The sequence below is a fragment of the Marinomonas sp. FW-1 genome (genome assembly GCF_005222245.1).
Lineage (GTDB): Bacteria > Pseudomonadota > Gammaproteobacteria > Pseudomonadales > Marinomonadaceae > Marinomonas > Marinomonas alcarazii.
Map to the genome: position 1 here is coordinate 324,220 of NZ_CP025987.1, position 13,001 is coordinate 337,220.

Genomic DNA, 13,001 nt, shown 5'->3' on the forward strand with positions numbered 1-13,001 from the left:
GGTTAATCAAAGGAGAAAAGTATGGACTGGTATTTTGATGCGTGGAAGCGTTATGCGCAATTTTCTGGACGAGCATCGCTAAAAGCATTTTGGATGTTCTTCTTGGTGAACTGCTTGATCTCGGTTGTGTTTGTTGTGTTGGAAATAGTCTTTCAATCGACATGGAAAATGGAGGCGCTTTATAGCTTGTTAGTTTTTTTACCCATGCTGTCTTTGACTGTGCGTAGATTACATGACACGAACCGTTCCGCTTGGTGGTTGCTGGTGGTTTTGGTTCCAGCGATAGGCATGCTTGTTTTGCTGGTGTTATTGGCTTTACCGAGTGAGCCAGACAGTGATTTTTATAATTATCCACAAAACACCCCGATGCTATAAACAGGAGCCAAACATGAAAGATGTTAATAACTTACCTCACTTATCCACCATGTTATGCTCAATTTTGCTACTTTTGTCGGTTTCTGCTTGCAGCAGTGAAGCAAAAAACACGAATGAAAGTAACTTGGCATTTTCAGATGACGTAAAAGCTGTGGTCTACATCGAATCGCCGAAAGTTGGGACTTTATTGCAGCTGCGAGGTATCGCAGGAAAAGGTGTGCTTATCGCCAAAAAAGACAATCGGCAAGAAGAGCTAGCGGCCTGTGTTTCTTCACCGATTCGGTTCGCAGCAGGAGATTTTGGAGGTGACAGCATTGGTATTGACTCTGTTGAGCCCATTCGGCTGCTTATTTACTCTAATAAAGTCGCAGAAAGGCTAATCGCTGGCGATGAAGTTGTCAGCGAGCATTATGTGATAACCAATCAAAGTGATGACCAACTTGGCGACATCAAAATTGAATCTGGTTTAACACTCAGTTATGGCTTTGTGCTAAACCCCGGTGAATGGTCTTGGTCGTCAGTATTTGGGCTGGATCATAAGGACGTGAATTGTAGTCTTAATAGCAATGCATTAAATCGCCCAACTTGAGACGTTTTTCATACTGTCTAGAAGTATATTCTTGGCCTGTTCGAAGTTGTCAGGCAGCGCATTATTTTTGTGGGAGACAAGGTAAATGGGATAAGTAAACTCTGCCGCGCCTGTTACCTTGTGCAACAGACCTTGCTCCAAATATCGGTCGACTACTTTGGTGCGGAAATAACCATTTCCACCTTTAGCTAATAAGTATTTTAAAGCCATTGGACCAAGAGAAAATTGCATCGCAGCCTGACGATTAAAAGGCACACATCGATCAAACTGAAGGGTAAACTCTTCCCCCCATTCGATAAACAAATCAGGCATGGTTTGTAAGTTTGAGGCGACGTGGATGAGCTTTTCTTCTGCTATTTGTTCCACAACTAAGCCAGGCAAATAGCGTGGGCTATGAACAATAATGGCGTCGATTTCTTGCCTTTGTAGCGATTGATATAACATGTCGGTTGTCGTGACTTGGCTGTTGATGAGCATGTGAGGCATTTCGTCATTCATTGCCAATAGCCAGTCGATGAGTATTGGATTCCAAAGGCTGATCTCGCCTCCGATTTTCAAGGTTTGTTGAGCCTGATAATCTGATAGGCCGCAAAGTCGCTTGGCCTGCTCCCACGCTTCCACCATATTTTTTGCTGGCTTTACGAAGGCTTCACCACTTTTGGTTAGCTTTGCGCCGGCTCTATTACGCACAAATAAACGACAATTTAACGATGCTTCTAACGCTTGAACCCGAGCGGTCACCGTGGTTTGAGTGACGTATAAGCGTTCGGCTGCACGGGCAAAAGTGCCCGCATGAATGATCTCGAGAAAAGTCTTTGCTTGCTCTATATCCATAAGCTCTATTTTAAATGCAACTATTTTGCACTTAAGCCTCATTTTAATTCGTTATACATGAGGCTATTTTAATCATTAAAATGGCGCCGTTACTAGGTAAACACGATCGTTCGCCTTTGCTGTTTGAAATCGCTATTTATTATCATAAGGCGTTATTGCTCACATGTTCCTCTCGTTATGTCGAAATGCAGCTCTATTTATAGGGATTGAAACAAATAGAACCTCACATGTTGAACGTTTTGTATCGGGTATCACGGCATGCTTCGCTTTGATCAGTGTGTTCTATTTTTCGAGTTTATTTTTGTCTCTTCCTGATTCGTTACTGGTGGTTTCATCTATTGGTGCCAGCGCGGTTTTGTTGTTCGCTATTCCCCATGGCGCTTTGTCTCAGCCGTGGCCTTTTGCTGTCGGACATTTAATATCTGCACTGATTGGCATTTTCTTTTATCAGCAGTTTGGGGCGTCTTTCTTAACTGGAGCCGCTGCCGTTGGTGTGTCTATTGTCGTTATGCATTATCTGCGTTGCTTGCATCCACCAGGAGGATCGACGGCATTATTCTGCGTGATTGGTGGCAGCAGCATACATGCAATGGGCTATGAATTTTTACTCTATCCTTTATTGATCAATCTCATCGCGATGTTGGTGCTCGCTGTTATACTCAATAATTGGTTTTCTTGGCGGCGCTATCCTGCTTCTTTAAACAAGTCGTTTCATCAAGACTCCAATGAGCAACACTTGCTTGAAATGGAGGATCTTTATCATGTGCTAGAGCAGGAAGACATTTTTGTCGACGTTAGTGCTGAAGAGCTGATGCATATCTACAACGCTGCAAGAGACCACGCGAAAGAGCGACATAAAAAACGTGTCGCGAAATTGTCGAGATAGGACGCTATGGCTCTTGTTGATTTATCTCGAGATTGATATCTAATGCAAAAGAGCTAGCATGTTTTCGCATATTTTTTTCAATTATCCTTTTTTTAATCTATGGATTTTTGAGATTACCTCGTTACAGCAAACTATATCGATAAGACCTTGATTTTTCTTCCTCGGTACATGCTAGCCAAGTAAGTGCTCTTTGACCGATTGATACATTCTATTTGGGCTGACACACTTCGATATCCCATAGTTTCATTAATTCTGTAATGGAAGCGTCGAGATCCGCGGCATCCATTCCATCTCTAGCTAGAATCGATACGCCCTGCAGGAAACTATTAAAGGCAATTCCCATAGACCTAGCGTTCGCTTTTTTGGCCAGCTCTCCCATAGCGATTGCGCGTTCTACGCATCGCACAAAGCCTTGAAGTGTTCGTGAGCGCGAGGCCGTAAGTGGTTCAACAACGTGAGTAAGCTCTGGCGTGGGTGCGCTCATTGTCCCTAAAGACACCATACATCCCTTGGGATGCCCTGATTCACATTGCATTTTTGTCGACCGACGGAGCGCAAGCTCAACAGCGTCTCTGGGAGGAATTTCGTCGTCCCATAGGGAGTCTGTTACGCATGCATAAGTCTCTAAATAACACTGTACAGCTTCATTGAACAATTCCTCTTTAGAGCCGAATGCTGCGTAAAAGCTTGGCGTAGAAATCCCTCCACCAATATTAGCCTTTAGTTGGCTTAGAGAAGTCATTTCATAGCCATGTTCCCAGAAAAGATGCATAGCTTGTACAACTGCTTTCTGGCGATCAAATGTTCTAGGTCTGCCCATTTTTGCCATTTCTTTCTCCATTTCTTTTATGACTTATATACTACTTGATACATAAGTCATTGACAATATTAAGTGGTTTGCCATACATTTGTACCGATCGATCTAAAAGTCGTCGCGGAGACACATAAGTGCCAACGTGGAACCCACCAAATTTTTAAAGGATATTTTTTTGTGAATAATTCTCTCAATAAAGCAAATGCCGAAGATCCGGATCGCTTACCTATGTCGGCACTGCTTGCATTGGCCATGACCGGATTCATTTGTATTGTCACAGAGACATTGCCGGCGGGGTTGTTATCTCAGATCAGTGTAGGTCTGGATATCAGCCAGGCTATAGCAGGTCAAATGGTGACTGCATATGCTTTGGGATCTTTACTTGCGGCCATACCGTTGACGATTGCCACACGTGGCTGGAAGCGGCGTAATGTCCTGCTGCTGACCATCTTCGGCTTCTTCATTTTCAACTCGGTTACCGCGTTATCAAGCAACTATGTTCTAACATTGGTCGCTCGTTTCTTCGCGGGCGTTGCAGCCGGACTTGCTTGGAGTCTATTAGCTGGTTATGCGCGCCGTATGGTTCAGCCCCATCAGCAAGGCCGCGCAATGGCGGTCGCTATGGTCGGTATCCCTCTTGCTTTGTCTTTGGGTGTACCTCTTGGCACATTTATGGGCGCTGCTATCGGTTGGCAAACTGCATTTGGCGTTATGTCAGGTTTGGCACTTATCTTGATCGTCTGGGTGATAGCGAAGGTTCCTGACTATCCTGGGCAGTCCGCTCACGAGCGCTTACCGTTGAGGAAAGTCTTCATGAGTCCCGGAGTTCGACCAGTACTGTGCGTGGTTATGACATGGATGTTAGCTCACAATATTCTCTATACCTATATTGCACCGTTTGTGGAGCAAGCAGGGCTTGGGAAACGAATTGACTTAGTCCTACTTACCTTTGGTCTTGCAGCCCTTGTCGGTATTTGGTTTGCAGGCATGCTGGTGGACCGATATTTGCGCACTACCGTTCTAACAAGTCTTTTAGCATTCGCTTTAATTGCTTTGCTATTTGGATTTGGTGCTCATTCTCCAGAAATTATCTATATCGGTGTCGTAGTGTGGGGTATCACTTTTGGAGGCGCATCTACCTTATTGCAAACCGCATTGGCCGATGCGGCAGGTGATGGTGCTGATGTGGCGCTTTCTATGAATGTTGTTGCATGGAATTCTGCTATTGCTGGCGGAGGAATCGTTGGTGGGATACTGCTTGATTCAGTAGGTGTTAGCTCTTTCCCTTGGTCTGTGTTGGCTTTACTTTCGGTCGGACTTCTCATCGCTTGGTTATATCACTCGCATGCCTTTAAGGCTGGGGCGCGTACCGGTGGAAGATCGGTCGTTGAACATTGATTGAAAGAATCGTTAGTTAAGTTCGGGCTTCAATTTGAGAAAGTTTTACGGAATATTATTATTTCCGCAAGCTCCTAGAAGCGTACGAAGGTTTGAATTACTTCGTTTTTTTTAACCACACTCCAAATTTGGAGTGTGGTTTTAGCTTAGTTTTCAAAACCTTAAAGCACGGCCCCGATAAATTGTTTTAGCTCATCTGTCTGTGGGTTGGACAAGAGGGTTTTTGAATCGCCTTGTTCCCAAACTTTGCCTTGGTGCATAAAGACAACTCGGCTACCGACGTCGCGGGCGAAGTTCATTTCATGGGTCACCAGTACCAAGGTGATGCCTTCTTTAGCTAATTGTTCGAGTACTTTTAATACTTCGCCAACCAGTTCAGGGTCGAGTGCTGAGGTTATTTCGTCACACAGCAACACCTTAGGCGACATGGCTAAGGCGCGGGCGATGGCGACACGTTGTTGCTGACCGCCAGAAAGTTTTTCTGGGAAGCTGTCGAATTTATCTGCGAGCCCTACTTTTTCCAGCATAGCGCGAGCCGTTGCTTCGGCCTCGGCTTTGCTTTTCTTCAACACAATTGTCGGCGCAAGCATGACGTTTTCGCCCACCGTCATGTGCGGGAATAGGTTGAAGTTTTGGAAGATCATTCCAACGCTAAGCGCAAGACGACGCACCTGAATGTCGTCTGTGGTGACTTCTTTACCGTCAACAGTAATGCCACCTTCTTGGTATTGTTCTAAGCCATTAATACAGCGTAGAAGAGTACTTTTACCAGAGCCACTTTTGCCGATGATAGACACCACTTCGCCTGCTTTGATGTCTAGATCAATGCCTTTGAGCACATGGTGATCGCCATAGTATTTATGGACTTGATGTAAGTTAACGAGAGACATTGAATTTTTTCTCCAGATGCTTGCTGTACAAAGACAGTGGATAACAGAGCACGAAATAGATCAGTGCGACTAGAGTGAATATTTTGAACGGCTCGAAGGTTGCATTATTGAGCATGGTGCCGACTTTAGTCAGTTCGACAAAACCAATGACCGATGCCAATGCAGTACCTTTAATGACTTGCACCGAAAAGCCAACTGTTGGTGCAGTCGCCACGCGAATAGCCTGTGGCAAGATAATGAAACGCAAGGTTTGTAAAAAACTTAACCCCAAACAGCGGCTGGCTTCCCATTGTCCTTTAGGCAGCGTGTCGATACAGCCGCGCCAGATCTCTACCAAGAAGGCGCTGGTGAAAAACGTCAGCGACAAAATGGCCGCGCCCCAAGCGGATATTTCATAACCCAGCATGGATAAGCCAAAGAAGCACAAGAACATTTGCATCAGCAATGGCGTGCCTTGAAAGAGTTCCACATACACTTTTACGATGCGCTGTATTGTAGGGTTACGTGTCAAACGTAAAGCGGTTAATGTCAGTGCGACGGTTGTGCCACCAATAAAGGCGGCTAGTGATAATAAAATCGTCCATTGTGTCGCAAACAATAGATTGCGCAGAATGTCGTAGTTAGAAAATTCGATCATTGAGTTTCCCTCATTTCGCTTTTCATCGAGAACCGTTTAATTGGCTGTACGATAAGCAAATAGGCGTTTACCTAAGGCATTAAAAGCAAACCTCAGCAGAACCGACAAACCAAGGTACATCAAGGCGGTAACGAAATAGCTTTCAAAGGCACGGAAGTTACGCGATTGCACAAGGTTGGCGGCGTAGGTTAAGTCTTGCACCGAAATTTGAGAGATAACGGCAGAACCTAGCATCACAATGATGCATTGGCTGGTAAGAGCTGGATAAATTTTTTCAAATGCCGGGATGAAGATCACGCGGGTCAGTGTTTGGCGAAAGTTAAGTCCCAACACTTTAGCGGCTTCCATTTGACCTTTTGAAATACTGGCAAGGCCTGCGCGAATGATTTCAGCACTGTACGCGCCAAGGTTAATCGTCAGTGCGATCATGCTGGCTTGCCATGGCGACAACATCATGCCAAGAGCAGGTAGGCCAAAGAAGATAAAAAAGAGCTGAACAATAAATGGCGTGTTACGGATAAGTTCCACATAGACACTGACAACTCGTTGACTCGCTCGGTTGCCGTATTGGCGTACGGTCGCGCAGACCGTACCCAATGCCACTCCCAAGATCGTCGTCAGTACAGTCAGCTCAACGGTGGTTTTTAAGCCGCTGAGAAACACGTCACTGTATTGCAGCAGATCAGAGAAATACAACATATCGAAACCCTTATGCGCCAAAGCCTTTAGGTAGTGGTGCTTTTAGCCATTTCATCGAAATGTCATTTAGTTTGCCTGATGCTAAGGCGGTTTTAATTAGCTCGTTTACTTTTGCTTGTAGTGCTTCTTCACCTTTTGCCATACCAATGTAGCAAGGAGAATCTTTCAGCATGAACTTATTTTCTGGCGCGCGTTTTGGCTGACGTTTTGCAATTTCAGCGGCGACCAAGTTGCCTGTGGCGATCAAGTTCACCTGGCCGGATAGGTAAGCGGTTAGCGTGGTGTTGTTGTCTTCAAAGCGACGTACGTTAACGGATTTAGGGGCGTTTTTCTCAAGTTCTAAATCTTCTACTGAACCACGAGTAACGCCAACGGTTTTGTCGGCTAGCTCGTCAATTTTTGTCACGGCTACGTCTTTAGAACCAAATACGCCTAGGAAGAAAGGTGCGTAAGGCGTTGAAAAATCGATGGCTTTTTCGCGCTCTGGGTTTTTACCAAGGCTAGAAATAACCAAGTCTACTTTTTTTGTTTGTAAGTAAGGGATGCGGTTTGCACTCGTCACTGGGACAATTTCAACTTTCACGCCCATTTCTGTCGCGATGTAATTAGCCATATCCACATCGATACCTTGAGGTTTTAAATCGGTGCCAATGGAACCAAATGGCGGAAAGTCTTGAGGCACGGCGATACGGATAAGATTACGATCTTTGATATCTTGTAGTACATCAGCGCTTGCGCTTAGTGCACTGAAGCTGGCCGCAATGATTAAAGTTTTGCTAAGCAGTTTTGTTAATCTTTTCATGGTTGGGGGATTCCTATTTCATTTGGTTGAATGCCTGAAACGCAATTTGCAACACCCATGCCAATATGAAACAAAAGTTTCTTAGCTATTGATTTATGTAACAAAACACTTCAAAGAGGACTTAAAGCGCTCATCATCAAGCTCGATCATCAAAAGGGTTTGCTATGAAATGGGGAGGATTGGCTTTAATTTATGCGCCAATATAGGGCGATGATGATTTTTTGGTGCGTCATCATTGTTTCTTGCTGTTAAAGCGTACAACGAGGCCTCAAAGCACTAATCTAAGTTGGCAGCTTAACGATAATCGATTACCGTAGAGCAAAATATTCCCCGAATAGAGGTTAACACGTGGCTACAAAGCAGGATGTGCTATCCCTGATCGAGCAGACCTACCCGACTCTGTCTCCATCAGCGCGATCCATAGCGAATTACTTACAACAGAATCCCTTGGCGATTGTGAGTCAAACGTCGGCCGAGATTGCGGATAACACCAACACGTCAAAAGCGACCGTGAGCCGTTTCTTTCGTCAACTTGGCTACGATTCTCAGCAAGGCGCGAAGCAGGCGCAATTGGCATTACGCGAAAGCGGCGTGCCGATTTTTACCCAAGGCTCATCTTTGGATCAAACGTCTCAAGAGCTAAAAAACTTATCCCTGACCTTTGAAGGCTTGCGACCAGACACTCTGAATGAGATCAGCGAACGTTTAGCGAATGCGAGTCGAGTGACCTTAATTGGCTTTCGTAATGCGTATCCCTTGGCGTTGCATTTTCGTCAGCAGTTACAACAAGTGCGTCATTCTGTCCGCTTACTGCCACAACCAGGTCAAACATTAGGGGAAGACCTTCACGATATTCTCGACGATGAAGTAATTGTCTTGCTCGGCTTTAGACGTCGCACTCGTCAGTTCAAGCAGATCGTAGAAGCGTTGAAAGGACGACATACCATTTTGATCACCGACCCAACAGGGCAGGTTTATAACCAACAAGTGTCCCATGTGTTGCTTTGTCATCTTGGAAACGAAAGCCCGTTCGACAGTTACGCCGCACCGATGAGTTTGATCTCTATGTTGTGTAATCGTGTGTTTGGTGTATTGGGTGATGCAGCTAGCCGTCAGACGCAGGCGATTTCGGCGTTGTATGAAGATTTGGATGAATTGGAGCCTTAACGGTTACGACTACTGTGCTCGTGACGTCGTATTTTGTGACGTTGAAGTTTTATTTCTAAGAGAAAATACACCCACACTGTTTGCGACACATTTGCAGAAAAAATAGAATTCTTTTTTGTTTCAGTTGACAGAGTGGTGAAACGATTGTTTCATATGTTCTACACAAGCGGAGGACATATGAAACATTTCATCGTACAAAATCCCTTTCTAAATTTAAGTGAAACGACTTGGAATGATAGTTCCTCTGACGATTCTTTATTGCCATTGAGTGGTCTACGTTTGGCTGTGAAAGACCTTTTTCATATGGCAGAACTGCCAACTTCCGCAGGTAATCCGACTTGGCTGGCTACTCATCCTATCCCGACAAAAACGTCTTCTAGCGTTGTTGCTTTGTTGAATAACGGTGCCATTTTCAGTGGCAAAACCATTACGGATGAGTTGGCTTATAGCCTCAATGGTCAAAATATTCATTACGGAACACCCTCAAATCCGGTGACACCAAATCGTCTCCCAGGCGGGTCGTCATCGGGTTCGGCGGTGGCTGTGTCATCCGACCTTGCTGACATCGGACTGGGTACGGATACTGGCGGATCGATTCGTGTGCCGGCAAGCTACAATGGTTTGTTCGGACTGCGTCCGACTCACGACGTTATTCCAGTCGATAACATGGTCGCCCTTGCGCCGTCTTTTGATACGGTTGGCTGGCTCACCAGAGACTTAGCTACATTAGAAAAAGTGGCCACCACTTTACTAAAAAATAAACCGCCTAAAGAATTTACTAACGTATTGATTGCTAAGAATTTAATTGATCAAGTCGCGCATGTTGATGAGTTAAAAACGCAGTTAAAAGCGTGGCGCGAACAAGGTCTTTTGCCTAGCGAATCTTCTATTGTAATCGATACTAAAGCATGGAAAACCAGCGAGACATTTCGCACCCTACAAGGCGCAGAAATCTGGCAGCAACATGGCAAATGGATTAACAGCTTAGACAGTCTTGAAGATGTATTTGCGCCAGATATTCAGTCACGTTTCGAGTGGTGCCAAACTATTTCTGAGGCGGAAGTGGCTACTGCGAAACAGCAAAGACAGCGTTTTAGTAATTGGCTAGAAAATGAAATAGAAGGGGCGGTGCTTATTATTCCCACCACGCCAGGCTTAGCTCCGCAATTTGACGCGGCCGATGAAGAGCTTGCGGCTTATCGCAATCAGCTGATGGATATTACTGCCATTGCTGGATTGGCAGGCCTTCCACAGTTGCATTTACCAGTTTGTACTTTACATGGTGCGCCATGTGGCTTGTCTTTGGTGAGTTCAAAAGGCACTGATTTGGCATTAATTGAATTCGCAAAACGCTTAATGGAGTAGTCTGTCATGGATGCTGTGAAAAAAAATGAAATCGCCTTTACTGCTCCGCATTTTAAAGCCACAGAAACAGGGCGAAAAATCCTCGAGCAAGGCGGCACCGCGATAGAAGCCATGGTTGCGGCGGCGGCAACGATTGCTGTGGTTTATCCCCATATGAATGGCTTGGGTGGTGATGGTTTCTGGTTGATCAGTGAACCGGGCAAAGCACCGATTGGCATCGATGCGTCTGGCAAAGCCGCTGAACTGGCCACGCTGGAGTTTTATTGTGGTCATGACAGCATTCCTACTCGAGGAGGAAAAGCCGCTGTGACCATGGCGGGTGCTGTTGCAGGTTGGCAAGAGGCCTTAGCTGTGAGTCAAGAATGGCAAGCCAACTTACCTTTATCGACCCTACTGAGCGACGCTATTGAGCTGGCGAAAAACGGCAGTAAGGTGACTAAAACTTATGTGGATGCCAGTAAAAAAACACAGCTAGATTTACTGAGTGTGCAAGGGTTTGCGGACTGTTTTTTAAAGAATGGTGGCATTTATGAGCAGGGCGAAAATTTAACCTTACCGGCGCTTGCACACACCTTGGAGCAACTTGCTGACAACGGCTTAAACGATTTTTATCAAGGTGATATTGCCGCGCGCTTGGCGAAAGACTTGGCGATGGCAGAATCACCAATTCGCTTAGCCGATTTCCATTCGTACCAAGCGAAACGCTTGACTCCTTTGCAGGTCAAAACCAGCGTTGGCACTTTGTATAACTTACCTGCACCAACGCAAGGTATCGCGTCTTTATTGATTCTGGCTCTGTACGACAGACTTTATACGCAAGGTAAAACCGCGACAGACATGGCGCATTTGTTAATCGAATGCACCAAACAAGCCTTTATTGCCCGTAATCAATTTGTCACTGACGAGTCCCGTTTAGCAATGGACCTGTCGTCTCTATTGGATGATGAGCAACTGGAAAAAATGTGTCACGAGATTGCTTTAGAGCGTGCGCAACCTTGGCCTCATCAAGCTAAGCATGGCGACACCATTTGGATGGGGGCATGCGACAGTGAAGGCCGCATGGTCAGCTATATTCAAAGCTTATATTGGGAATTTGGCAGCGGTGTGATGAGTCCTTCCACAGGTATAGTTTGGAATAATCGAGGCTCATCTTTTTCTTTGGAAAAAGGCTCTTTGCAAGAGCTTGGACCCAATTTAAAGCCTTTCCATACTTTGAATCCTGCTTTTGCCGAATTAAACGATGGTCGTCGTATGAGCTACGGCACCATGGGGGGCGAAGGCCAGCCACAGACGCAAGCCGCTTTGTTTAGTCGTTATGTTTATCACCAGATGCCGTTGGATCAGGCCATTAGCGAGGGGCGTTGGTTGCTTGGTAGGACGTGGGGTGATGTTAGCCATAATTTAAAAGTCGAGCGTGACTTTGCTGATATTGCCGCTGATGAATTGGCGGCGCGTGGACACGATTTGGTGATCGTTGACGCGCAAAATGAATTAATGGGTCATGCTGGCGCAGTGGTTCTTCATCCCGAAGGACAGACCGATGCTGCAACCGATCCGCGCAGTGATGGTTCAGCCATCTTTGGGGATTTTATCAAGTAACGTGATTATCGAGCTTTAGATTATCGAGTACTATGTTCGATTAGTACTACGATGGTCTGGTAACACCTTGATCTAGTAATACTTTTTTTGGTTATTTTACTTAGGAGCAAGCAGAAAAATGTCATTCATAATGGAAAATTATTCCATGATTCTCGCCATGATGGCCACGGGTGTGGTTGGCGGGATTTTAGCGGGTTTACTGGGCGTTGGCGGCGGCATCGTTATCGTACCTGTGTTGTTTTTCTTGTATCAAGGACTGGGAGTCAGTGCGGATACGGCCATGCTGGTGGCGACTGCAACGTCACTGGCGACGATTATTCCTACGTCGATTAGTTCGATTCGTGCCCATAAAGCCAAAGGCAACGTGGACTTTGATTTGTTGAAGCGTTGGGGCTTTTTCATCTTCGTGGGCGTGATGCTGGGTAGCTTTGTCGTAACGCGAGTTGATGGTCAATGGCTGACTTTGCTGTTCGGTATTATCGCAACTTTGTCTGCGCTAAATATGCTGTTGGGTAAAAAAGACAGCATGTTTAAATCCCTACCAGGTAATGCTGGTCAAAGTGTGATGGGCACGTGTGTTGGCTTTTTTAGCTCAATGGTTGGTATCGGTGGCGGTACGCTGACTGTTCCTATGCTGACTTTTTGTAACTATCCTGCGCACCGCGCTGTGGGCACCGCAGCAGCAGTTGGTTTGATTATTTCATTGCCAGCGGCCTTGACCATGTTGATCTTCGGACAAAGCCCGATTGACTCGCCTTACGGTACTGTCGGTTTGGTTAACTTGATTGGCGCAGCGTGCATCATTCCATTAACGGTATTATTCGCGCCTGTTGGTGCGGCATTAGCACACCGTTTAGATGCGGCCAAGTTGAAGAAAGTCTTCGCGGTTGTGTTGATTTTCACTGGCATCAAAATGCTTTATCAGGTTTTAGGTTAGGAGATTATT

At 45.6% G+C, this 13,001-nt stretch carries 14 protein-coding genes; 8 read left to right on the plus strand and 6 right to left on the minus strand.

The genetic code is table 11. From position 1 onward, the window contains the following. Nucleotides 1–21: 21 nt before the first annotated feature. Nucleotides 22–375, plus strand: a complete 354-nt coding sequence (locus C1X04_RS01480) for a DUF805 domain-containing protein (RefSeq protein ID WP_137168999.1) — start codon at nt 22–24, stop codon at nt 373–375. Nucleotides 376–388: 13 nt separating this feature from the next. Next, nucleotides 389–964 carry a hypothetical protein gene (locus tag C1X04_RS01485; protein WP_137169000.1) on the plus strand — a complete coding sequence of 192 codons (576 nt, stop codon included), beginning with the start codon at nt 389–391 and terminating at the stop codon, nt 962–964. On the opposite strand, the gene C1X04_RS01490 is transcribed toward C1X04_RS01485, so the two are convergent. Beyond that, nucleotides 947–1,798, minus strand: a complete 852-nt coding sequence (locus C1X04_RS01490; protein WP_175404875.1) for a LysR family transcriptional regulator — start codon at nt 1,796–1,798, stop codon at nt 947–949. The two genes, C1X04_RS01485 and C1X04_RS01490, sit on opposite strands and share 18 nt — an antisense overlap. Before the next feature lie 163 nt (nt 1,799–1,961). Here C1X04_RS01490 and C1X04_RS01495 point away from each other — a divergent pair, with 163 nt between their 5' ends. Next, nucleotides 1,962–2,684: an HPP family protein gene (locus C1X04_RS01495; protein WP_110574716.1), complete on the plus strand. Its 723-nt coding sequence runs from the start codon at nt 1,962–1,964 to the stop codon at nt 2,682–2,684. A 208-nt stretch (nt 2,685–2,892) separates the two neighbouring features. Here the strand turns inward: C1X04_RS01495 and C1X04_RS01500 are convergent, their stop codons facing one another. Next, the gene (locus C1X04_RS01500) at nt 2,893–3,504 is read right to left on the minus strand and encodes a TetR/AcrR family transcriptional regulator (RefSeq protein WP_254682308.1); all 612 of its coding nucleotides are present in this window, start codon (nt 3,502–3,504) and stop codon (nt 2,893–2,895) included. 171 nt (nt 3,505–3,675) lie between these two features. Here C1X04_RS01500 and C1X04_RS01505 point away from each other — a divergent pair, with 171 nt between their 5' ends. Then, nucleotides 3,676–4,896 carry an MFS transporter gene (locus C1X04_RS01505; RefSeq protein ID WP_254682309.1) on the plus strand — a complete coding sequence of 407 codons (1,221 nt, stop codon included), beginning with the start codon at nt 3,676–3,678 and terminating at the stop codon, nt 4,894–4,896. A gap of 161 nt (nt 4,897–5,057) precedes the next feature. Here the strand turns inward: C1X04_RS01505 and C1X04_RS01510 are convergent, their stop codons facing one another. Genes C1X04_RS01510 through C1X04_RS01525 form a run of 4 tightly spaced genes read right to left on the minus strand, consistent with a single transcriptional unit; the run spans nt 5,058 to nt 7,924 of the window. Continuing rightward, the gene (locus tag C1X04_RS01510) at nt 5,058–5,786 is read right to left on the minus strand and encodes an amino acid ABC transporter ATP-binding protein (protein WP_137169003.1); all 729 of its coding nucleotides are present in this window, start codon (nt 5,784–5,786) and stop codon (nt 5,058–5,060) included. Further along, on the minus strand, nt 5,773–6,423 hold the full coding sequence (locus C1X04_RS01515; RefSeq protein WP_110574738.1) for an amino acid ABC transporter permease: 651 nt from the start codon (nt 6,421–6,423) through the stop codon (nt 5,773–5,775). The genes C1X04_RS01510 and C1X04_RS01515 overlap by 14 nt, the downstream gene beginning before the upstream one ends. A gap of 36 nt (nt 6,424–6,459) precedes the next feature. After that, nucleotides 6,460–7,122, minus strand: a complete 663-nt coding sequence (locus C1X04_RS01520) for an amino acid ABC transporter permease (RefSeq protein WP_137169004.1) — start codon at nt 7,120–7,122, stop codon at nt 6,460–6,462. A 10-nt stretch (nt 7,123–7,132) separates the two neighbouring features. Next, entirely contained in the window at nt 7,133–7,924 is a 792-nt protein-coding gene (locus tag C1X04_RS01525) for a transporter substrate-binding domain-containing protein (protein ID WP_137169005.1), read from the minus strand. A gap of 348 nt (nt 7,925–8,272) precedes the next feature. Between C1X04_RS01525 and C1X04_RS01530 the strand changes: the two genes are divergently transcribed. From C1X04_RS01530 to C1X04_RS01545, 4 genes are all read left to right on the plus strand, one after another. Continuing rightward, complete coding sequence (locus tag C1X04_RS01530) at nt 8,273–9,091, plus strand: MurR/RpiR family transcriptional regulator (protein WP_110574743.1); 819 nt, start codon at nt 8,273–8,275, stop codon at nt 9,089–9,091. Nucleotides 9,092–9,268: 177 nt separating this feature from the next. After that, a complete protein-coding gene (locus tag C1X04_RS01535; protein WP_137169006.1) occupies nt 9,269–10,456 on the plus strand; it encodes an amidase in 1,188 nt (395 codons plus the stop codon). 6 nt (nt 10,457–10,462) lie between these two features. Further along, nucleotides 10,463–12,055, plus strand: a complete 1,593-nt coding sequence (locus C1X04_RS01540; RefSeq protein WP_137169007.1) for a gamma-glutamyltransferase family protein — start codon at nt 10,463–10,465, stop codon at nt 12,053–12,055. Nucleotides 12,056–12,173: 118 nt separating this feature from the next. After that, complete coding sequence (locus C1X04_RS01545; RefSeq protein WP_110574749.1) at nt 12,174–12,992, plus strand: sulfite exporter TauE/SafE family protein; 819 nt, start codon at nt 12,174–12,176, stop codon at nt 12,990–12,992. The last annotated feature ends 9 nt before the right edge of the window (nt 12,993–13,001 follow it).

Excerpts from the sequence above, each read along its gene's own strand:
- C1X04_RS01525 (WP_137169005.1), bottom strand. The coding sequence starts at position 7,924 with ATGAAAAGATTAACAAAACTGCTTAGCAAAACTTTAATCATTGCGGCC.
- C1X04_RS01545 (WP_110574749.1), top strand. The coding sequence starts at position 12,174 with ATGTCATTCATAATGGAAAATTATTCCATGATTCTCGCCATGATGGCC.
- C1X04_RS01535 (WP_137169006.1), top strand. The coding sequence starts at position 9,269 with ATGAAACATTTCATCGTACAAAATCCCTTTCTAAATTTAAGTGAAACG.
- C1X04_RS01510 (WP_137169003.1), bottom strand. The coding sequence starts at position 5,786 with ATGTCTCTCGTTAACTTACATCAAGTCCATAAATACTATGGCGATCAC.
- C1X04_RS01520 (WP_137169004.1), bottom strand. The coding sequence starts at position 7,122 with ATGTTGTATTTCTCTGATCTGCTGCAATACAGTGACGTGTTTCTCAGC.
- C1X04_RS01540 (WP_137169007.1), top strand. The coding sequence starts at position 10,463 with ATGGATGCTGTGAAAAAAAATGAAATCGCCTTTACTGCTCCGCATTTT.
- C1X04_RS01480 (WP_137168999.1), top strand. The coding sequence starts at position 22 with ATGGACTGGTATTTTGATGCGTGGAAGCGTTATGCGCAATTTTCTGGA.
- C1X04_RS01500 (WP_254682308.1), bottom strand. The coding sequence starts at position 3,504 with ATGGGCAGACCTAGAACATTTGATCGCCAGAAAGCAGTTGTACAAGCT.
- C1X04_RS01485 (WP_137169000.1), top strand. The coding sequence starts at position 389 with ATGAAAGATGTTAATAACTTACCTCACTTATCCACCATGTTATGCTCA.
- C1X04_RS01490 (WP_175404875.1), bottom strand. The coding sequence starts at position 1,798 with ATGGATATAGAGCAAGCAAAGACTTTTCTCGAGATCATTCATGCGGGC.
- C1X04_RS01495 (WP_110574716.1), top strand. The coding sequence starts at position 1,962 with ATGTTCCTCTCGTTATGTCGAAATGCAGCTCTATTTATAGGGATTGAA.
- C1X04_RS01515 (WP_110574738.1), bottom strand. The coding sequence starts at position 6,423 with ATGATCGAATTTTCTAACTACGACATTCTGCGCAATCTATTGTTTGCG.